We start from the raw sequence: 19,825 nt of genomic DNA, 5'->3' as shown, positions 1-19,825 counted from the left end.
GGGGCTTGCTCCCGATAGCGTCCTTCCAGACACATCCTGCCAAAAGCCTGCCCACCAGCTTCTTGCTCTGCGACCTAGCCTCTGTAGACCTATCTGAGAGGGCCAGGGAATGGCAAATCTACCGGCTTCACACCGCCTGCGCATCGGTCGATTCAGCGAGCCGAATCGCATCTACCTCATCACCACCAACACCTATGAACGCCTACCCATCTTCAGCGACTTTTATCTCGGTCGCCTGGTGGTCTGGCAATTTCGCGTCGCCCAGTACCAAGGGCTGGCGAACTCTCTGGCATGGGTGACCATGCCCGACCACTTTCATTGGATCATCGAGCTGCGAAAAGGCTCGCTGGCGGATTTGATATGTCAGGTGAAATCGAAAAGCACGCGCACCGTGAATGGTGCAAGCGGCCGTAAGGGGCGGTTGTGGCAGGAGAGCTTCCATGACCGTGCCCTGCGCAAGGAAGATGACTTGGTGAAAATGGCACGGTATGTGGTGGCCAATCCATTGCGAGCGGGGTTGGTCGAGCGCATTGGCGACTACCCACTGTGGGATGCCATCTGGTTGTAGCGGCGCAATTCAAATGTGGGAGGGGGCTTGCTCCCGATAGCGGTGGTTCAGTTAATACACATGTACCTGACACACCGCTATCGGGAGCAAGCCCCCTCCCACATTTTTACCGCGTTTCAGGCCGCCAGCTTGCCACTGGCAATGGCTGCTGATGCCGCCACCATCGCCCTTAACAACACCGCACACCCCGCCGCCAAATCATCCGGCGTGGCGTTCTCGATTTCGTTATGGCTGATACCACCTTCACACGGCACGAAGATCATCCCCGCCGGGCCCAGCTCGGCGACGAAGATCGCGTCGTGCCCTGCCCCGCTGACGATATCCATGTTCGACAGGCCCAGGCTGTTGGCCGCATCGCGCACGGCATCGACACAGCCTTTGTCAAAGTACAGCGGCGGGAAATCGGCGGTGGGTTCCATCTCGTAAGTCAGCCCATGTTTGGCACAGGTGTCATCGATCACCTGGCGTACCTGGGCAATCATCGAATCCAACCGCGCAGGTTCCAGGTGACGGAAGTCGAGGGTCATGCGCACTTCACCGGGAATCACGTTGCGCGAGCCCGGATACGCCTGCAGGCAACCCACGGTACCGCATGCATGCGGCTGGTGCCCCAGCGCGGCCGCATTCACCGCTGCCACCACCGCCGCCGCGCCCACCAGGGCATCCTTGCGCAGATGCATCGGTGTCGGCCCCGCATGGGCTTCCACGCCACGCAGTTTCAGGTCGAACCACTTTTGCCCCAGGGCGCCGAGCACCACGCCGATGGTTTTCTTTTCATCCTCCAGGATCGGCCCCTGTTCGATATGGGCCTCGAAATAGGCACCGACCTTATGCCCACTCTCAGGACGGGTGCCCGCGTAGCCAATCGCGTTCAATGCCTCGCCGACACTGACGCCATCTACATCGACCTTGGCCAAGGTATCGGCCAGGCTGAACTTCTCGGCGAACACCCCGGAGCCCATCATGCACGGCGGGAAACGCGAACCTTCTTCGTTGGTCCACACCACCACTTCCAGCGGCGCCTCGGTTTGGATCTTTAAATCGTTGAGCGTGCGTAACACTTCCACACCGGCCAACACACCAAAGCATCCGTCGAACTTGCCGCCGGTGGGCTGGGTGTCGATGTGGCTGCCGGTCATCACCGGGGGCAGGTCGGGATTACGGCCCGGGCGGCGGGCGAAGATATTGCCGATGCCGTCGACGGTCACTGTGCAACCGGCCGCTTCGCACCACTGTACGAAGAGGTCGCGGGCCTTGCGGTCGAGGTCGGTAAGGGCCAGGCGACACACCCCGCCCTTGGGGGTGGCGCCGAGTTTGGCCAGGTCCATCAGCGACTGCCACAGACGGTCGCGGTTGATGTGCTGATGGGTCGATTGCAGAACGTCGATAGCAGCGTTCATGGGGATCTCCTCAGTCTGTATTTCTTATGATTGCAACAGGTGGAACGCGGTCCAAATGTGGGAGGGGGCTTGCTCCCGATTGCGGTGGGCCAGTCACACATGCATTGGCTGAATGACTGCTATCGGGAGCAAGCCCCCTCCCACATTTGGTTTGCATTTCACATTCACTGCAACGGTGATTTGGCAGCCACTGGGTTGGTCGCACGCTTGGCATTCAAGCCGTAATACAACACTCCACCCAACGCCGAACCGGTAAACCAGCCATAGCTGTAGAACCAGCTGAACGCATCGCTGCCCAGGGACAGCAGCGTCAGCACCACCGGCACGCCAAAGGCGATAAAACCGCTCCAGTTCCAGGCCGGGTACACGTCATCGCGGTACAGCCCCGCCAGGTCCAGCTGCTGTCTGCGGGTAATGAAATAGTCCACCACCATGATCCCGGCAATCGGCCCCAGCAGGCTCGAATAGCCCAGCAGCCAGTTGGAATACACGGTCTCCAGACTCACATCGGAAACGATCAAGCCGAGTTTTTTCAGCAGCTCATGGGCCATCAGTGCCAGCCCGACCAGGCCGGTCAGGATCACCGCCGTGGTGCGGTTGATCAGCTTGGGCGCAATGTTCTGGAAGTCGTTGGTGGGCGAGACAATGTTCGCCGCCGTGTTGGTGGACAAGGTGGCGACAATGATCAGCGCCATCGCCACGGCCACCCATACCGAGCTCTGGATATGGCCTATCAGGGTCACCGGGTCGGAGACACTGACCCCCACCAGTTTTACCGAGGCGGCGGTCATGATCACGCCGAGGGCGGCGAACAGGAACATGGTCAGCGGCAAGCCGAAAATCTGCCCGAGGATCTGGTCTTTCTGGCTCTTGGCGTAGCGGCTGAAGTCGGGAATGTTCAGCGACAAGGTAGCCCAGAACCCCACCATCGCCGTCAGCCCCGCCATGAAATAGCCGGTGAGGCTCGCGCCTTCGGGGCGCTTGGGTGGGATCGCCATCAGCTCGCTGAGGGATACATTCGGCATCGCCCACACCAGCAGGCCAACCCCCACGGCCACCAGCAGCGGCGCCGACAAGGTTTCCAGGCGCTTGATCGACTCTGCGCCACGCAGCACCACCCACAGGTTCAGGCACCAGAAGATCATGAAACCGATTACCTCGCCGGTGCCACCGAGGGCCTTCCAGCCGTCGAAAATCGAACCCAGGAACAGGTGGATCGCCAGCCCGCCGAACATGGTCTGGATACCAAACCACCCACAGGCCACCAGCGCACGGATCAGACACGGCACGTTGGAACCAAGGATGCCAAAGGACGAACGCAGCAGCACTGGAAACGGAATGCCGTACTTGGTGCCTGGAAACGCGTTGAGGGTCAGCGGGATCAGCACCACGAGATTGGCCAGCAGGATCGCCATCAGCGCCTCGCCCACCGACAGCCCGAAATATGCGGTGAGCACACCGCCCAGAGTGTAGGTGGGCACGCAGATCGACATGCCGACCCACAGCGCGGTGATGTGCCACTTGTTCCAAGTGCGCTCTTGCACCTTGGTGGGTGCCATGTCGTGGTTGTAGCGAGGGCTGTCGAGGACGTCGGGGCCGGCGTCGAGTTCGTACAGGCCGTTGCGCTCGATGACTTGCGATCTGTTCTGTTGCATGGCCGCTCCACGGTGTTTTTAAAATTATTTTTGCTCACCTGCACGTTGTGTCCAGGTGGCCGGAGTACCGCGTAAACAACATGACATCACGGGCTCCTGCCAGCCGCCACTGCACTCAATTACCGTGCCGACAACCCAACTTGAACCCGCACCGCTTATATAAGGTGCTGATGTTATTCAACTTTCAGATTGCATCCTGATAACTGTCCACGTTAAGCAGGCTCCATAACGGGAAAGTTATCCGAACCGTCCGGACTCAATCTGGTGCAACACAATTATTTTTATTTTCCGACGCCGTCAAGAGGCATATCTCAAGCGCCTGATTTGCAATAAGAAATGTTGCTTATAAGCAGAACCTGTCAAGTGCGTCAAAACGGTGAGGCAATGCTACATTTTGGTGAATTTATAATTTTTACCATATAAATCAGCAGCTTAATGTCAGAAAAAGCTGAGGAAAAATCTTCTTGCCCAATCCAAAAACTCGGGCTAGTTTCTATTCCTGTCACCGATGACAGGAATTAACCGACCATCGGCGTTCAGCATTACAACACTTAGAACTGGCACAAGCCGGTCAAGCCTGTGAGGAACTCGACATGTCGCTGTTGATCCGTGGCGCCACCGTTATTACCCATGATGAAAGTTACCGCGCCGATGTTTTATGCGCAGGCGGTCTAATTCGCGCCATTGGCACGGATCTGGATATACCCGCCGGCATTGAAATACTCGATGGCAGCGGCCAATACCTGATGCCGGGCGGCATCGACCCCCATACCCATATGCAACTACCCTTCATGGGCACCGTGGCCAGTGAAGACTTTTTCAGTGGTACGGCGGCGGGTCTGGCCGGTGGCACCACATCGATCATCGACTTCGTGATTCCCAACCCGCAGCAATCGCTGATGGAAGCGTTTCACCAGTGGCGCGGCTGGGCAGAGAAGTCCGCCTCCGACTACGGCTTTCATGTGGCAATCACCTGGTGGAGCGAACAGGTACGCGAAGAAATGGCCGAGTTGGTCAGCCATCACGGCATCAACAGCTTCAAGCATTTCATGGCCTACAAAAACGCGATCATGGCTGCCGACGACACCTTGGTGGCCAGCTTCGAGCGCTGCCTGGAGCTGGGCGCGGTGCCCACCGTGCATGCCGAAAACGGCGAGTTGGTGTACCACCTGCAACGCAAGCTGATGGCCCAGGGCATCACCGGGCCGGAAGCGCATCCGCTGTCGCGTCCATCCCAGGTGGAAGGCGAAGCGGCCAGCCGGGCGATTCGTATTGCCGAAACCATCGGTACTCCGCTGTACCTGGTGCATGTGTCGACCAAGGAAGCGCTGGATGAAATCACCTATGCCCGGGGCAAGGGCCAGGCGGTCTACGGCGAGGTGCTCGCCGGCCACTTGTTGCTGGATGACAGCGTCTACCAGCACCCCGACTGGCAGACCGCCGCCGGCTATGTGATGAGCCCGCCGTTCCGCCCACGCGGGCACCAGGAGGCTCTATGGCACGGCCTGCAGTCGGGCAACCTGCACACCACCGCCACCGACCATTGCTGCTTCTGCGCCGAACAAAAAGCCGCCGGGCGTGACGATTTCAGCAAGATTCCCAACGGCACCGCCGGCATCGAAGACCGCATGGCGCTGCTGTGGCACGAAGGCGTCAACACAGGGCGCCTGTCGATGCAGGAGTTCGTTGCGCTGACCTCCACCAACACCGCGAAGATCTTCAACCTCTACCCGCGCAAAGGCGCGGTGCGCGTAGGTGCCGACGCCGACCTGGTGCTGTGGGATCCGCAAGGCACGCGGACGATTTCCGCCAAGACCCACCATCAGCAGGTCGACTTCAACATCTTCGAAGGCAAGACCGTACGCGGCGTGCCGAGCCATACCATCAGCCAGGGCAAGCTGGTCTGGGCCGATGGCGACCTGCGCGCCGAACGTGGCGCCGGGCGCTATGTGGAGCGGCCGGCGTATCCGTCGGTGTTTGAGCAGTTGAGCAAGCGGGCGGAGCATTCCAGGCCGGTTGCTGTGAAGCGCTGAAACCGCCATCGGGGGCAAGTCGAATCGTCGCACCGCCCCTCCCACATTTGATCGGGTTCACATAGATCCAGTGTGGGAGGGGGCTTGCCCCCGATGAGGCCAGTACAGCCAACAAAAATGCCCACATAGAGGCAATCCAAAAAAAACCGTGAGGCCACAACCGTGATCCAGACCCTGACCCACCTCCCTCACCCCCGCGAAGACGGGGCCACCCTCGCCAGCCAATTCACCGACCTGGCACCGCCCCTCAACGCCCGCCAGGCCCAACTGGAAGCCTCGCGCTGCCTGTACTGCTACGACGCGCCTTGTGTGAATGCGTGCCCCAGCGAGATCGACATTCCGTCGTTCATCCGCAATATCCACACCGACAACGTCCAGGGTGCCGCGCAGAAAATCCTTTCGGCCAACATCCTCGGCGGCAGTTGCGCCCGGGTCTGCCCGACGGAGATCCTCTGCCAGCAAGCCTGCGTGCGTAACAACGCCGAAGAATGCGCCCCGGTGCTGATCGGCCTGCTGCAGCGCTACGCCATCGACAACGCGCACTTCAGCGCACACCCGTTCCAGCGCGCCGCACCCACCGGCAAACGCATCGCCGTAGTCGGCGCCGGGCCAGCGGGCCTGGCCTGTGCCCATCGTGCCGCATTGCACGGCCATGACGTGGTGATCTTCGAAGCTCGGGAAAAAGCCGGTGGCCTGAACGAATACGGGATCGCCAAGTACAAACTGGTGGATGATTTTGCCCAGAAGGAACTGGATTTCCTCCTGCAGATCGGCGGCATCGAAATCCGCCACGGCCAGCGCCTGGGCGACAACCTGAGCTTGAGCGAACTGCACCAGCAGTTCGATTCGGTGTTCCTCGGCCTCGGCCTGGCCGCCAGCAAACAGCTCGGCTTACCCCACGAAGAGGCCCCGGGCCTACTCGCCGCCACCGACTACATCCGCGAACTGCGCCAGGCCGATGACCTCAGCCAATTGCCCCTGGCCGACCGCTGCATCGTACTCGGCGCCGGCAATACCGCCATCGACATGGCCGTGCAAATGGCCCGCCTCGGTGCCCGGGATGTGAACCTTGTGTACCGCCGCGGCCTGGCAGACATGGGCGCGACCCACCACGAACAGGACATCGCCAAAGCCAATCAGGTGCGGTTGTTGACCTGGGCCCAACCCGAAGAAGTGTTGCTCGATGATCAGGGACGCGTACGCGGCATGCGTTTCGCCCGCACCCGCTTGGACAACGGGCGCCTGCAGCCCACTGGCGAAACCTTCGAGCTGGCCGCCGACGCGATCTTCAAGGCCATCGGCCAAGGGTTTGACGGCGACGCGCTGCACGACCCATTGGCCCAGCAACTGCACCGCGTGGGCGAGCGCATCTTCGTCGACGAACAGCTGCGAACCAGCATCCCTGGCGTGTATGCCGGCGGTGATTGCGTCAGCCTCGGCCAGGACCTCACCGTCCAGGCCGTGCAACATGGCAAGCTGGCCGCCGAGGCCATGCACGCCCAACTCATGCTGAATGTGGAGGCTGCGTAATGGCCGATCTCTCGATTGTATTCGCCGGTATCAAGGCCCCCAATCCATTCTGGCTGGCCTCCGCGCCTCCCACCGACAAAGCCTATAACGTGGTCCGCGCCTTCGAAGCCGGCTGGGGCGGCGTGGTGTGGAAAACCCTTGGGGAAGACCCCGCGGCGGTCAACGTGTCGTCGCGTTACTCGGCGCATTACGGCGCCAATCGCGAAGTGCTGGGCATCAACAATATCGAACTGATCACCGACCGTTCCCTGGAGATCAACCTACGGGAAATCACCCAGGTCAAAAAGGACTGGCCCGACCGTGCGCTGATCGTGTCGCTGATGGTGCCATGCGTTGAAGAATCCTGGAAAAACATCCTGCCCCTGGTGGAGGCCACCGGCTGCGACGGCATTGAACTGAACTTCGGCTGCCCCCACGGCATGCCCGAACGCGGCATGGGCGCCGCCGTCGGCCAGGTGCCGGAGTATGTGGAGCAAGTAACGCGCTGGTGCAAGACCTACTGTTCGTTGCCAGTGATCGTCAAGCTCACGCCGAACATCACCGACATCCGCGTGGCGGCGCGGGCGGCGTATCGCGGCGGTGCGGATGCGGTGTCGCTGATCAACACCATCAACTCCATTACCAGCGTGGATCTGGAACGCATGGTCGCCCTGCCGATGGTCGGTACCCAGAGTACCCATGGCGGTTACTGCGGCTCGGCAGTGAAGCCGATTGCCTTGAACATGGTGGCTGAAATTGCCCGTGATCCACAGACCCAGAGCCTGCCGATCTGCGGTATCGGCGGTATCGGCAACTGGCGCGATGCCGCGGAATTCGTCGCTTTGGGTTGCGGCGCGGTGCAGGTGTGCACAGCGGCGATGCTGCATGGCTTCAGGATTGTGGACGAGATGAAGGACGGGCTGTCGCGGTGGATGGACAGCCAGGGTTACACCAGTCTGCAGGCATTTTCGGGGCGGGCCGTGGGTAACACTACAGACTGGAAGTACCTGGATATCAACTACCAGGTCATCGCCAAGATTGACCAGGCGGCGTGTATCGGCTGTGGGCGTTGCCACATTGCTTGTGAGGATACTTCGCACCAGGCGATCGCCAGTTTGAAGCAGGCAGATGGCACGCATAAGTACGAAGTGATTGATGATGAGTGCGTGGGCTGCAACCTGTGCCAGATCACCTGCCCGGTGGCGGACTGTATCGAGATGGTGCCGATGGACACCGGCAAGCCGTTTTTGAATTGGACGCACGACCCACGCAATCCTTATCGCGAGGCTGTGTAGGCCTTTTAGACCGCTATCGGGGGCAAGCCCCCTCCCACAGTGGATCTATGTGAATCTGATCAAATGTGGGAGGGGGCTTGCCCCCGATGAGGCCCTCAGCCTCAGGACAAGACTCAAGGCTCCAACCCAATCCCCCGCAAAATCACACTGGTCACGGTCTGGATCGCCTTCTCGAACTGCATGTCCGACAACGGCTGGTGGTCGTTCAGGATCTTCACCTGATGATCAAAGTCGGCATAGTGCTGGGTCGAGGCCCAGATCATATACAGCAGGCTCGAAGGCTCCACCGGCAGGATGCGTTTGTCTTCCACCCACTGGCGAATCTTCGCCTCCTTCATCTTGGCCCAGTCGTACAGGCTTTCATCCAACGCCTCGCCGAGGGTCGGCGCGCCGTGGATGATTTCATTGGCCCAGACCTTGGAGCCATAGGGTCGCGTCCGCGAGCGCTGCATCTTGGCGCGGATATAACTGCTGAGCACCACCCGCGGGTCGTCGAAGGTCTCGAAGCTCAGAGCGTCCTGCTTCCACAGCTCGAGCAGGTCGAACAGCACCGCGCTGTACAGCTCGCTCTTGGTGGTGAAGTAGTAATGCAGGTTAGAGCGCGGCAGTTGCACCTCTTCGGCGATGTCGGCCATGGCGGTGCTGCCATAGCCTTTTTCGGCGAAGACTTTTTCTGCGGCCAACAAGATTTTCTCGACGTTGACCCGACGAATTCCACTCTTGTGATTGCCCATAAGGGCTCCCTGACAACAACACGGCCTAAAGACTACCATCGGCTCTAGATCGGGGCGACAGGCGCGGTGCAAACTTCGTACACTGCTTGTCCTTCCCATTGATTGGTATTGAACAATGTTGATCAAGAAAGCCCTGACCACCGTCACTTTGCTGGCATCCCTGCTGGGCGCTTCGGCAGCGTTTGCCCACGCCCACCTCAAGAGTGCAGAACCAGCGGCCGACAGCAGCGTCGCCGCGCCGAAAGACCTGCGCCTGACCTTTACCGAGGGCGTCGAAGCCACCTTTACCAAAGTATCCCTGAGCAAGGACGGCACCGAAATCGCCATCAAGGGCCTGGAAACCCCGGACGCCGACAAAAAAGTCCTGGTGGTGACTCCCGCTGCACCGCTCGCGGCAGGCAATTACAAAGTGGTATGGAACGCGGTGTCGGTCGACACCCACAAGAGCAACGGTGAATACAGCTTCAAGGTCGGCCAATAACCCATGGCAACGCTGCTGGTGCTGTGCCGCTTCCTGCATTTCGTCGTGGTGCTGTTAATGTTCGGGGCCTGGGTGTTCAGGCCCTGGCTGCTCGGCACTCAAAGGCAGCCGGCACTGGACCGGCAATTGCTGCGCATCACCCGTGGCCTGGCCTGGGTGGGGCTCGGTTCCGGCCTGGCGTGGTTGCTGCTGATCACCGCCAGCATGGCGGGCAGTTGGGACGCAGCGCTGCAACCGGCCACCGTCCAACTGGTGCTGGGCAAAACCTTCTTCGGCCAAGTGTGGACCTGGCATCTGCTGCTGAGCCTGCTGCTGGTGATCGCGCTGATCAAGCCCTGGCCAGCCTTGCGCTTACCGCTGATCAGCCTGCTGCTGGTGACCCTGGCACCTGTGGGCCACGGCGCCATGCTCGACGGGCTGAGTGGGCAATTATTGATCCTTAATCAGGTGGTGCACCTGGTGTGTGTAGGCGCCTGGCTGGGTGGTTTGCTGTTGTTGGTGCTGATCCTCAAGCGTCCGCAGGACCACCGGCTGGAGCCTGTGCTGCGACGCTTCAGCGGCGTCGGTTATGGCTTGGTCGCCGGCTTGCTGGTAACCGGCTTGATCAACGTGCGCGTACTCACCGGGCAACTATGGCCCACGCCGTTGTTCAGTGGTTTTGCCCTGATTCTGTTGATCAAGGTGATGCTGGTACTGGGCATGTTGACGCTGGCGCTGCTGAACCGGTTGCGCCTTGATCGCTGCGAGCAGCGGCTGTGCAGCTTGAAGGCCAGTGTGATGGTGGAGTGGCTGCTGGGGGTCTGCGCTGTGGCCGCCGTTTCACTCCTTGGCACCCTGCCGCCGATGGTCCTGGCGGGATAAAAAACCAAGTCTGACTCGGTCAAATGTGGGAGGGGGCTTGCTCCCGATAGCGGTGTAGCAGTCATATCATCTGTGACTGATACACCGCTATCGGGAGCAAGCCCCCTCCCACATTGACCCTGCCCGCTTTAGATCAGGCCATACCCAGTCATCGTATAACTTCTGCTTGACACTCCCCAAAAACCCCGTAAATATCCCGCTCAATGTTGTACGACGACGTATAACAAATAATAAAAACAACAAAAGAAAGGGAGCCTCACTGTGAGTCAATTCGCCCGCAATTGCTCTGCGCGCCTGGGCCTTATCAGCCTCGGTAGCCTGGCCGTCACCCTGCCCCTGGCCGTCCAGGCCGAAGGTTTTATCGACGACGCCAAGGCCACGCTCAACCTGCGCAACGCCTACTTCAACCGCAACTTCACCAACCCGACCAACCCCCAGGGCAAGGCCGAAGAGTGGACGCAGAACTTCATTCTCGACGCCAAGTCGGGCTTTACCCAAGGCACCGTGGGCTTCGGGATCGATGTGCTGGGCCTGTATTCGCAAAAACTCGATGGCGGCAAGGGCACCGCCGGTACCCAGTTGCTGCCGGTGCATGACGATGGCCGCCCCGCCGATAACTTCGGCCGCCTGGGCGTGGCGCTGAAGACCAAGCTGTCGAAGACCGAATTGAAGGTGGGCGAATGGATGCCGGTGCTGCCGATCCTGCGTTCCGATGATGGCCGTTCCCTGCCCCAGACCTTCCGGGGCGGCCAGGTCACGTCCAATGAGATTGCCGGCCTGACCCTTTACGGCGGCCAATTTCGCGGCAACAGCCCGCGCAACGACGCGAGCATGGAAGACATGTTCATGAACGGCAAAGCCGCCTTCACCTCGGACCGTTTCAACTTCGGTGGCGGCGAATACACCTTCAATGACAAACGCACCCAGGTTGGCCTGTGGTACGCCGAACTCACCGATATCTACCAGCAGCAATACCTCAACCTCACCCACAGCCAACCTGTGGGCGACTTGACCCTGGGCGCCAACCTCGGCTTCTTCAACGGCAAGGAAGACGGCAGCGCCCTGGCCGGTGACCTGGATAACAAGACCGTGTCCGCCCTGCTCTCAGCCAGATACAACGGCCACACCTTCTACGTCGGCCTGCAGAAGCTCACCGGCGACAGCGTGTGGATGCGCGTCAACGGCACCAGTGGCGGCACCTTGGCCAACGACAGCTATAACGCCAGCTACGACAACGCCAAGGAAAAATCCTGGCAGTTGCGCCATGACTTCAACTTCGTGGTGCTCGGCGTCCCCGGGCTGACCCTGATGAACCGCTATATCAGTGGCAGTAACGTGCACACCGGGGCGATCACCGATGGCAAGGAATGGGGACGCGAATCGGAGCTGGCCTACACGGTGCAAAGTGGTGCGTTGAAGAACCTCAACGTGCGGTGGCGCAACTCCACCATGCGCCGGGATTTCAGCAATAACGAGTTTGATGAGAACCGGATATTTGTCAGCTATCCGATTTCACTGCTCTAAAGGACGCAGATGGTCTGTCAGCCACCGCCCCTCCCACATTTGATCTCACTTGTCTGGAAGGGCGTTGACAATACAGGGAATCCCTAACACTATTTCAAGATAGTCATACGACAACCTACAACAAAACTGGAATACCCATGACCACCACCACGCCCGCTCCCTTCAACCGCCTGCTGCTCACTGGCGCTGCCGGTGGCCTCGGCAAAGTCCTGCGCGAACGCATGCGTCCTTACGCCAAGGTCCTGCGCCTGTCGGACATCGCCGACATGGCCGCCGCTGCCGGCGCTCACGAAGAAGTACAGCCCTGCGACCTAGCCGATAAACAAGCCGTGCACCACTTGGTGGAAGGCGTCGACGCCATCCTGCACTTTGGCGGCGTATCGGTGGAGCGTTCCTTCGAAGAAGTCCTCGGCGCCAATATCAGCGGTATTTTCCATATCTACGAAGCCGCCCGCCGCCATGGGGTCAAGCGTGTAATCTTCGCCAGCTCCAACCATGTGATCGGCTTCTACAAGCAGGGCGAACAACTCGACGCCCACTCCCCTCGCCGTCCGGACAGCTACTACGGCCTGTCCAAGTCCTACGGCGAGGACATGGCCAGTTTCTACTTCGACCGCTACGGCATCGAGACCGTGAGCATCCGCATCGGCTCCTCGTTCCCGCAACCGCAGAACCGCCGGATGATGCACACCTGGTTGAGCTTCGATGACCTGACCCAGTTGCTCGAGCGCGCGCTGTATACGCCCAACGTCGGCCACACCGTGGTGTACGGCATGTCGGCGAACCTCGACACCTGGTGGAACAACCGCTACGCCGCGCACCTGGGCTTTGCTCCCAAGGACAGCTCCGAAATGTTCCGCGCCCAGGTCGAAGCCCAGCCACCGGTCGCCGCCGATGACCCGGCCGCGGTCTACCAGGGCGGGGCTTTTTGCGCGGCAGGGCCGTTCGGTGACTGAGTGCACAGCAACCCAAGGGAATGAGTGGCCATGAGCGCTGAATTGATTGTCGACGCCCGCAACGCCGTGGGCGAATGCCCGGTGTGGGTGCCCGAAGAAAACGCCTTGTATTGGGTGGATATCCCCAACGGCAGCCTGCAACGCTGGGACGCCGCCACCGGTTACCTCAGCGCGTGGAAGGCACCACAGATGCTCGCCTGCATCGCACGTACTCAAGTGGGCAACTGGGTGGCAGGCATGGAAACCGGCTTCTTTGAACTGACCACCCATAATGACGGTAGCCTCGACACTACGCTCTTGGCCGGTGTCGAACACCCGCGTCCGGACATGCGCCTGAACGATGGTCGCTGTGATCGCCAGGGCCGTTTCTGGGCGGGGAGCATGGTGCTGGACATGGGCTTGAACGCGGCCAAGGGCATTCTTTACCGCTATGCGTCCGGGGCCGCGCCCCACGCGCAACTGGATGGCTTCATCACCCTCAACGGCCTGGCCTTCAGCCCCGATGGCCGCACGATGTACGCCTCGGATTCGCATCCGCAGGTGCAGCAGGTGTGGGCCTTCGACTACGACACCAACACCGGCACGCCGTCCAATCGCCGCGTGTTTATCGATATGAACCACTTCCCCGGCCGCCCCGACGGCGCTGCCGTGGACGCCGAGGGCTGCTATTGGATCTGCGCCAATGACGCCGGGCTGATCCACCGTTTCACCCCCGAGGGCCGCCTGGATCGTTCCCTCAGCGTACCGGTGAAAAAACCCACCATGTGCGCCTTTGGCGGCAGCCGCCTGGACACCCTGTACGTCACCTCGATTCGTGACGATGCGAGCGAACAGTCGGTGTCCGGCGGCGTATTCGCGCTCAACCCGGGCGTCAAGGGACTGGCCGAACCGTACTTCATCCTCTAGCTGTACTGCTGTGCCTTGAATACAACAATAACAAGACAGGAGTGACACCCCATGGACTTCAAACGCACCTTGCTCGCCGTCGCACTCATCACCCTCAGCAGCACCGCCCACGCGTTGGAAATCAAGTTTGCCGACATCCACCCCGCCGGCTACCCCACCGTGGTCGCCGAAGAAAACATGGGCAAGGCCCTTACCAAAGCGAGCAACGGCGAACTGACCTTCAAGTACTTTCCCGGCGGTGTGCTCGGCTCCGAGAAAGAGGTGGTCGAACAGGCCCAGGTCGGCGCAGTCCAGATGACCCGCGTCAGCCTCGGCATCGTCGGCCCGGTGGTGCCGGATGTGAACGTGTTCAACCTGCCGTTCGTGTTCCGTGACCAGGCGCATATGCGCAAGGTCATCGATGGCGAGATCGGCGACGAAATCCTCGCCAAGATCACCGACTCCGAGTTCGGCCTGGTGGCCCTGGCCTGGATGGATGGCGGCACGCGCAACCTCTACACCAAGAAGCCGGTGCGTAAGATCGAAGACCTCAAGGGCATGAAGATCCGTGTGCAAGGCAACCCGCTGTTTATCGACGCCTTCAACGCCATGGGCGCCAACGGCATCGCAATGGACACCGGCGAAATCTTCAGCGCCTTGCAGACCGGGGTCATCGACGGTGCGGAAAACAACCCGCCGACCTTGCTGGAACATAACCACTACCAGAACGCCAAGTACTACACCCTTACCGAGCACCTGATTCTGCCCGAGCCTATCGTGATGTCGAAAATCACCTGGAACAAGCTCACGCCAGCGCAGCAGGACATGGTCAAGCAAGCCGCCAAGGCCGCCCAGGCCGACGAGCGCGTGCTGTGGGACGCCAAGTCCGCCAGCAGCGAAGAGAAACTCAAGAAGGCCGGCGTGGAGTTTATCAGCGTCGACAAAAAACCCTTCTATGATGCCACCGCCCAGGTGCGCGCCAAGTACGGCGCACCTTATGCAGACATGATCAAGCGCATCGACGCCGTTCAATAACCTCCCTGCTCCCTGCATAAGGCCCGGCGCGGTCGGCATCGACGCGCCCGGTCACGGTGAACGCCATGAAGAATCTACTGCTGCGCATCAACGACCGTATCTACATGACCTGCATCTGGGTTGCCGGCCTCTCGGTACTGGGGGTGGCGCTGATCATTCCCTGGGGCATCTTCGCTCGCTACATCCTCGGCACCGGCTCCAGCTGGCCGGAGCCCACTGCGATCCTGCTGATGCTGGTGTTCACCTTTATCGGCGCCGCCGCCAGTTACCGCGCCGGCGCACATATGTCGGTGGCGATGGTCACCGACCGCCTGCCCCCCGCCCAACGCCGCATCGTCGGCATCTTCTCGCAACTGTTGATGGGCACCATCTGCCTGTTCATGACCCTCTGGGGCACCAAGCTGTGCCTGTCGACCTGGAACCAGTTCATGAGCGCGATCCCCACCCTGCGCGTGGGCATCACCTACATGCCGATCCCCATTGGCGGCCTGCTGACCCTGATCTTTGTGGTGGAAAAACTCCTGCTCGGGGACCAGAGCAACCGGCGCGTTGTGCGCTTCGACCTGGTGGAAGAAAGCGAAGGGGCTGCCTGACTATGGACGCATTGATTCTGTTGGGCAGCTTTATCGCCCTGATCCTGATTGGCATGCCGGTGGCCTACGCCCTCGGGCTGTCGGCGCTGATCGGCGCGTGGTGGATCGACATTCCCTTCCAGGCCTTGATGATCCAGGTGGCGGGCGGGGTGAACAAGTTTTCGCTGATGGCGATTCCGTTCTTCGTGTTGGCCGGCGCAATCATGGCCGAGGGCGGCATGTCGCGGCGCCTGGTGGCGTTTGCCGGGGTGCTGGTGGGCTTTGTGCGTGGCGGCCTGTCCCTGGTCAACATCATGGCCTCGACGTTTTTCGGCGCGATTTCCGGCTCGTCGGTGGCCGATACCGCCTCGGTCGGTTCGGTGCTGATCCCGGAAATGGAACGCCGTGGCTACCCGCGGGAGTTCGCCACGGCGGTGACCGTGAGTGGCTCGGTACAGGCGCTGCTGACGCCGCCCAGTCACAACTCGGTGCTCTACTCCCTGGCTGCCGGCGGCACGGTGTCGATCGCCTCATTGTTCATGGCCGGCGTGGTGCCGGGCCTTTTAATGAGCGCGTGCCTGATGGTGCTGTGCCTGATCTTCGCAAAAAAGCGCAACTACCCCAAGGGCGAAGTCATCCCGCTCAAGCAGGCGCTGAAAATCTGCGCTGATGCGCTCTGGGGCCTGATGGCCATGGTGATTATCCTTGGCGGCATCTTGTCAGGCATCTTCACCGCCACCGAGTCCGCGGCCATCGCGGTGCTGTGGGCGTTCTTCGTCACCATGTTCATCTACCGCGACTACAAGTGGAGCGAGCTGCCCAAGCTGATGCACCGCACGGTGCGCACCATTTCCATCGTGATGATCCTCATCGCCTTCGCCGCCAGCTTCGGCTACATCATGACCCTGATGCAGATCCCAGCGAAGATCACCACATTGTTCCTGACCCTGTCGGACAACCGCTACGTGATCCTGATGTGCATCAACGTCATGCTGCTGTTGCTCGGCACGGTAATGGACATGGCGCCGCTGATCCTGATCCTCACGCCGATCCTGATGCCGGTGATCCTCGGCATCGGCGTTGACCCGGTGCACTTCGGCATGATCATGCTGGTCAACCTCGGCATTGGCTTGATCACGCCTCCAGTGGGCGCGGTATTGTTCGTCGGCGCGGCGGTGGGCAAGGTCAGCATCGAGAAAACCGTGACCGCCCTGCTGCCGTTCTATGCGGTGCTGTTTCTGGTGTTGATCGCCGTCACCTACATCCCGGCGTTGTCGTTGTGGTTGCCGCACTTGGTGCTGTAACCCGAACGTCAGAACAGAGGTGAGCAAATGTGGGAGGGGGCTTGCTCCCGATTGCGGTGTGACAGTCACTACAGATATGACTGATCCACTGCTATCGGGAGCAAGCCCCCTCCCACATTTTGCTCTGCACTGTGTCAGTGTCAGGGCGGTGAGTTTTTGAGGCGCCCGGCAGTATCGATACTCACCACCACCGACAACCCCGGCCGCAACCGCTCACTCTCGGCCTGATCCGGATCCACGGTAATCCTCACTGGCACGCGCTGGGCGATCTTGACGAAGTTGCCGGTGGCGTTGTCGGCCTGCAACAGGCTGAACTCGGACCCGGTTGCCGGTGAGATGTGCTGCACCGTGCCATGGAATTTGCGATGGTTCAGCGCGTCCACGGTGAAGGTCACCGGCTGGCCCACCTGCACATTGTCCATCTGGGTTTCTTTCATATTGGCGATCACCCACAGCTGCTTGGGCACCAGGGCCATCAATTGCGCGCCGGAATTGACGTAGGCCCCCAGACGCACGCCGATCTGCCCGAGCTGGCCGTCGCGGGGGGCGGTGATGCGGGTGTTGGACAAATCGATCCGTGCCAGCTCCACCGCCGCCTCGGCACTCGCCACTGCTGCCTCCAGGGAGCCGCGATTGACGATGACGGTCTGCAGGTCCTGGCGGGCAATTTCCAGGCTGGCCTGGGCCTGGGCCACGGCGGCGATGGTCTGGGCATTGGCGGCGCGGGTCACGTCCAGCTCGCGCTTGGACACAGAGCCGTCGCTGATCAGTTCTTCGTTGCGGCGCAAGTCAGCGGTGCTTTTGCGCGCCTGGGCCTGGCTATCGACCAACGCGGCCTGGCGCAGCTTGATAGTTGCTTCGGCGCTGTTGCGTTGCTGCACCACATTGGCCAGCGACGCCTTCTGCACCGCCAGTTGCGCCAGGGCCTGGTCCAGGCGCTGCTTATAAATACGGTCGTCCAGGCGCACCAGCAGATCACCGGCCTTCACATACTGGAAGTCCTGCACCGGCACTTCGAATACATAGCCGCTGAGCTGCGGGCCGATAATCGTCACCTGCCCGCGCACAAGGGCATTCTCGGTGGTCTCCACCGCGCTGCTGAACGGTGGCAACTGCCAGGCATACAGCACGATCAACACACCGATGATGGCAATCGCGGCAAAGCCCAGGGACGAGACGATACGCACCCGCAGGGAACGCGGCTCGGTCACCGTGGCGCCGGGGGGCGTGGTGCCTTCCGGGGTCGCGGCGATGGCGTTGGTGGTCGTGGTGGTAGAAGTCGGTTCGGTCATGAAGAAGCGCCGCTGGGTTGAACGGGAGGGGCTGCTGCCTTAGTGGTGCTCATCAGCCACAAGCTGCGGGTAAAGATCCAGAGCATGGTCAGGATCGCGATAATCGCGATCAGCATGAAGACATCGTTGTAGGCCATTACGTTCGCCTCACGGGTGGCCGCCGTGGCCAGGCTGCGAATACCCATGAGGTTGCGCAACTCCGGGTCGGCGACGATCCCGCCATAGGCCGAACCGCCGCTCTGCACCCGCGCCGCTACACGTGGATCGATCAGGGTCAGGTGCTCGACGATCATGCTCGAGTGATATTTCTCGCGCACGATCTGGAAGGTGCCGAGCAAGGCCGCGCCGATCAGGCCGCCGAGGTTCTGGCAGATCCCGAACATCACCGAGAAACTCACCAGGTTGCGTGGGTTGGTCAGTACGTTTTTAGTGCCCAGTACCATGGTCGGCCCAAGGAAGAACGTGCCGCCAAAGCCTAGCAGGAACTGGCTGATGTAGAGGTTTTGCGGGCGAGTCAGGTTGCTGGAGAAACTGTCCATCACCGAGCCTGTGGCCATCAGCGCCAGGGAAATCACCAGGGGCATCAGCAGGTGCGCCGGGTTGATCGTCAATGCGCTGACCACCAGCCCGGCGATCGCGCCGGCCAGCATCACCACATACAGGGTATGCATCTGCTGGTAGCTCATGTTGAGCATCTGCATGAACCCCACCGCACCGGTGGATTGCTCGGACAGCACCATACGGATCAGCACCACCGCCAAGGCCAGGCGAATCATCGCGCCGCTGCCCAGCCAGCGCGTCATCAGCATCGGGTTGCTGCGGTTATGCTCGATGGCCAGCCCCGTCATGATCAGCACCAGGGAACAGGCCGAGGCCACGCCGATCCAGGGTGCTTCCAGCCACCAGTCGATACGCCCCAACGACAGCACCGCGCAGAGCAAGGCCACGCCGCTGGCGAGGATGGCGAAGGTGAGAAAATCGAGTTTTTCAAAGGTCTTGAAGCGGTCGCCGGGCGGCAGCTTGAGCAGGAACACACAGCCCAGGCAGATCAAGGCCAGGCCCAATTCGAACAGGTACAACCCGCGCCATTCGGCGATCTGCAGCAAGTCTTCAGAGAACAATCGCGCCAACGGTAACGCAAGCTGCGCGGTGCCCAAGCCGAGCACCAGGGCTTTCAAACGCCACTTCGCCGGGAACGCCTGGATCATGTAGTACAGGCCCAGTGAACTCAGTGCCGCACCGACCATGCCATGGGCGGCGCGCACGGCGATAGCCGAGTTGAGGTCGTTGACAAACAAATGCCCGAAGGTCACCAGCGCATAGAGCACCAGGAACACCTCGGTAAACGCGCGCAGGCCGAACTGCTGGCGAAACTTCACCAGCAGCAGGTTCATGCACACGTTGGTCATTACATAGGCGGCCGGCAGCCAGGCCATTTCCGCAGTGGTCGCGCCGAGGGCGCCTTGCAGGTATTGCAGGTTGGCGATGACCAGGGCGTTGCCCAGGCCACCGGTGATCGCCACCAGCACTCCGACCATCGCGTACAGCCAGCGCTTGTGGGTAGGGTGCAGCGGCGTCGACGGCGAACCGGGCAGGCTCGGGCGCTCGTGGGGCTGCCAGCTGTGGGGGGTGTATTTGTCCATTCGGTGACCTAGATGACCCGACGGGTGAAGTCGGTAAAACCATTACTCAGGCACAGTAAACCTGAGCGGCGGTCATCT

At 60.9% G+C, this 19,825-nt stretch carries 17 protein-coding genes; 12 read left to right on the top strand and 5 right to left on the bottom strand.

The features are described from left to right. Positions 1 to 109: 109 nt before the first annotated feature. On the top strand, positions 110 to 568 hold the full coding sequence (locus BLU48_RS06540) for an REP-associated tyrosine transposase (protein WP_057025218.1): 459 nt from the start codon (positions 110 to 112) through the stop codon (positions 566 to 568). A 116-nt stretch (positions 569 to 684) separates the two neighbouring features. Here BLU48_RS06540 and BLU48_RS06535 read toward each other — a convergent pair whose 3' ends face one another. Both BLU48_RS06535 and BLU48_RS06530 read right to left on the bottom strand, forming a co-directional pair. Further along, positions 685 to 1,968, bottom strand: a complete 1,284-nt coding sequence (locus BLU48_RS06535; protein ID WP_057025217.1) for a Zn-dependent hydrolase — start codon at positions 1,966 to 1,968, stop codon at positions 685 to 687. 164 nt (positions 1,969 to 2,132) lie between these two features. After that, the gene (locus tag BLU48_RS06530; protein ID WP_057025216.1) at positions 2,133 to 3,623 is read right to left on the bottom strand and encodes an NCS1 family nucleobase:cation symporter-1; all 1,491 of its coding nucleotides are present in this window, start codon (positions 3,621 to 3,623) and stop codon (positions 2,133 to 2,135) included. A gap of 593 nt (positions 3,624 to 4,216) precedes the next feature. Here BLU48_RS06530 and hydA point away from each other — a divergent pair. From hydA to preA, 3 genes are all read left to right on the top strand, one after another. Continuing rightward, entirely contained in the window at positions 4,217 to 5,656 is a 1,440-nt protein-coding gene (hydA, locus tag BLU48_RS06525; protein WP_057025215.1) for a dihydropyrimidinase, read from the top strand. Positions 5,657 to 5,818: 162 nt separating this feature from the next. Further along, positions 5,819 to 7,186, top strand: coding sequence for an NAD(P)-dependent oxidoreductase (locus BLU48_RS06520; protein ID WP_057025214.1), 1,368 nt, complete (start codon positions 5,819 to 5,821; stop codon positions 7,184 to 7,186). After that, entirely contained in the window at positions 7,186 to 8,460 is a 1,275-nt protein-coding gene (preA, locus tag BLU48_RS06515) for an NAD-dependent dihydropyrimidine dehydrogenase subunit PreA (RefSeq protein ID WP_057025213.1), read from the top strand. The genes BLU48_RS06520 and preA overlap by 1 nt, the downstream gene beginning before the upstream one ends. Positions 8,461 to 8,573: 113 nt before the next feature. Here preA and BLU48_RS06510 read toward each other — a convergent pair whose 3' ends face one another. Continuing rightward, complete coding sequence (locus BLU48_RS06510; RefSeq protein ID WP_043048725.1) at positions 8,574 to 9,194, bottom strand: TetR/AcrR family transcriptional regulator; 621 nt, start codon at positions 9,192 to 9,194, stop codon at positions 8,574 to 8,576. A 115-nt stretch (positions 9,195 to 9,309) separates the two neighbouring features. On the opposite strand from BLU48_RS06510, the gene copC reads away from it, so the two are divergent. From copC to BLU48_RS06470, 8 genes are all read left to right on the top strand, one after another. Beyond that, positions 9,310 to 9,675, top strand: coding sequence for a copper homeostasis periplasmic binding protein CopC (gene copC, locus BLU48_RS06505; RefSeq protein ID WP_057025212.1), 366 nt, complete (start codon positions 9,310 to 9,312; stop codon positions 9,673 to 9,675). A 3-nt stretch (positions 9,676 to 9,678) separates the two neighbouring features. Beyond that, the gene (copD, locus tag BLU48_RS06500; protein ID WP_057025211.1) at positions 9,679 to 10,536 is read left to right on the top strand and encodes a copper homeostasis membrane protein CopD; all 858 of its coding nucleotides are present in this window, start codon (positions 9,679 to 9,681) and stop codon (positions 10,534 to 10,536) included. Positions 10,537 to 10,797: 261 nt separating this feature from the next. Beyond that, positions 10,798 to 12,060 carry an OprD family porin gene (locus BLU48_RS06495; protein WP_057025210.1) on the top strand — a complete coding sequence of 421 codons (1,263 nt, stop codon included), beginning with the start codon at positions 10,798 to 10,800 and terminating at the stop codon, positions 12,058 to 12,060. A gap of 137 nt (positions 12,061 to 12,197) precedes the next feature. Further along, positions 12,198 to 13,016, top strand: a complete 819-nt coding sequence (locus BLU48_RS06490; protein WP_057025209.1) for an NAD-dependent epimerase/dehydratase family protein — start codon at positions 12,198 to 12,200, stop codon at positions 13,014 to 13,016. Positions 13,017 to 13,046: 30 nt separating this feature from the next. Next, entirely contained in the window at positions 13,047 to 13,922 is an 876-nt protein-coding gene (locus BLU48_RS06485; RefSeq protein ID WP_057025208.1) for an SMP-30/gluconolactonase/LRE family protein, read from the top strand. Between the two features lie 51 nt (positions 13,923 to 13,973). Beyond that, a complete protein-coding gene (locus BLU48_RS06480) occupies positions 13,974 to 14,936 on the top strand; it encodes a TRAP transporter substrate-binding protein (RefSeq protein ID WP_057025207.1) in 963 nt (320 codons plus the stop codon). A 65-nt stretch (positions 14,937 to 15,001) separates the two neighbouring features. After that, positions 15,002 to 15,529, top strand: a complete 528-nt coding sequence (locus BLU48_RS06475; protein WP_043048734.1) for a TRAP transporter small permease — start codon at positions 15,002 to 15,004, stop codon at positions 15,527 to 15,529. A gap of 2 nt (positions 15,530 to 15,531) precedes the next feature. Next, positions 15,532 to 16,812 (top strand): TRAP transporter large permease, encoded by a 1,281-nt coding sequence (locus tag BLU48_RS06470; RefSeq protein WP_043048735.1) that lies wholly within the window; start codon positions 15,532 to 15,534, stop codon positions 16,810 to 16,812. Between the two features lie 140 nt (positions 16,813 to 16,952). Here BLU48_RS06470 and BLU48_RS06465 read toward each other — a convergent pair whose 3' ends face one another. After that, positions 16,953 to 18,104, bottom strand: coding sequence for an HlyD family secretion protein (locus tag BLU48_RS06465; RefSeq protein ID WP_043048736.1), 1,152 nt, complete (start codon positions 18,102 to 18,104; stop codon positions 16,953 to 16,955). Further along, positions 18,101 to 19,747 (bottom strand): MFS transporter, encoded by a 1,647-nt coding sequence (locus BLU48_RS06460; protein ID WP_057025206.1) that lies wholly within the window; start codon positions 19,745 to 19,747, stop codon positions 18,101 to 18,103. The genes BLU48_RS06465 and BLU48_RS06460 overlap by 4 nt, the downstream gene beginning before the upstream one ends. Between the last annotated feature and the right edge of the window lie 78 nt (positions 19,748 to 19,825).

This window comes from Pseudomonas synxantha (genome assembly GCF_900105675.1).
In the GTDB taxonomy this organism is placed as follows: Bacteria; Pseudomonadota; Gammaproteobacteria; order Pseudomonadales; family Pseudomonadaceae; genus Aquipseudomonas; species Aquipseudomonas synxantha.
The sequence above is the reverse complement of the archived record's forward strand: the minus strand, read 5'-3'. Positions and strand labels throughout refer to the sequence as shown.

Coding starts and splice junctions, on each gene's coding strand:
- BLU48_RS06540 (WP_057025218.1), top strand. CDS start 110: ATGGCAAATCTACCGGCTTCACACCGCCTGCGCATCGGTCGATTCAGC.
- BLU48_RS06535 (WP_057025217.1), bottom strand. CDS start 1,968: ATGAACGCTGCTATCGACGTTCTGCAATCGACCCATCAGCACATCAAC.
- BLU48_RS06530 (WP_057025216.1), bottom strand. CDS start 3,623: ATGCAACAGAACAGATCGCAAGTCATCGAGCGCAACGGCCTGTACGAA.
- hydA (WP_057025215.1), top strand. CDS start 4,217: ATGTCGCTGTTGATCCGTGGCGCCACCGTTATTACCCATGATGAAAGT.
- preA (WP_057025213.1), top strand. CDS start 7,186: ATGGCCGATCTCTCGATTGTATTCGCCGGTATCAAGGCCCCCAATCCA.
- BLU48_RS06510 (WP_043048725.1), bottom strand. CDS start 9,194: ATGGGCAATCACAAGAGTGGAATTCGTCGGGTCAACGTCGAGAAAATC.
- copC (WP_057025212.1), top strand. CDS start 9,310: ATGTTGATCAAGAAAGCCCTGACCACCGTCACTTTGCTGGCATCCCTG.
- copD (WP_057025211.1), top strand. CDS start 9,679: ATGGCAACGCTGCTGGTGCTGTGCCGCTTCCTGCATTTCGTCGTGGTG.
- BLU48_RS06490 (WP_057025209.1), top strand. CDS start 12,198: ATGACCACCACCACGCCCGCTCCCTTCAACCGCCTGCTGCTCACTGGC.
- BLU48_RS06485 (WP_057025208.1), top strand. CDS start 13,047: ATGAGCGCTGAATTGATTGTCGACGCCCGCAACGCCGTGGGCGAATGC.
- BLU48_RS06480 (WP_057025207.1), top strand. CDS start 13,974: ATGGACTTCAAACGCACCTTGCTCGCCGTCGCACTCATCACCCTCAGC.
- BLU48_RS06475 (WP_043048734.1), top strand. CDS start 15,002: ATGAAGAATCTACTGCTGCGCATCAACGACCGTATCTACATGACCTGC.
- BLU48_RS06470 (WP_043048735.1), top strand. CDS start 15,532: ATGGACGCATTGATTCTGTTGGGCAGCTTTATCGCCCTGATCCTGATT.
- BLU48_RS06465 (WP_043048736.1), bottom strand. CDS start 18,104: ATGACCGAACCGACTTCTACCACCACGACCACCAACGCCATCGCCGCG.
- BLU48_RS06460 (WP_057025206.1), bottom strand. CDS start 19,747: ATGGACAAATACACCCCCCACAGCTGGCAGCCCCACGAGCGCCCGAGC.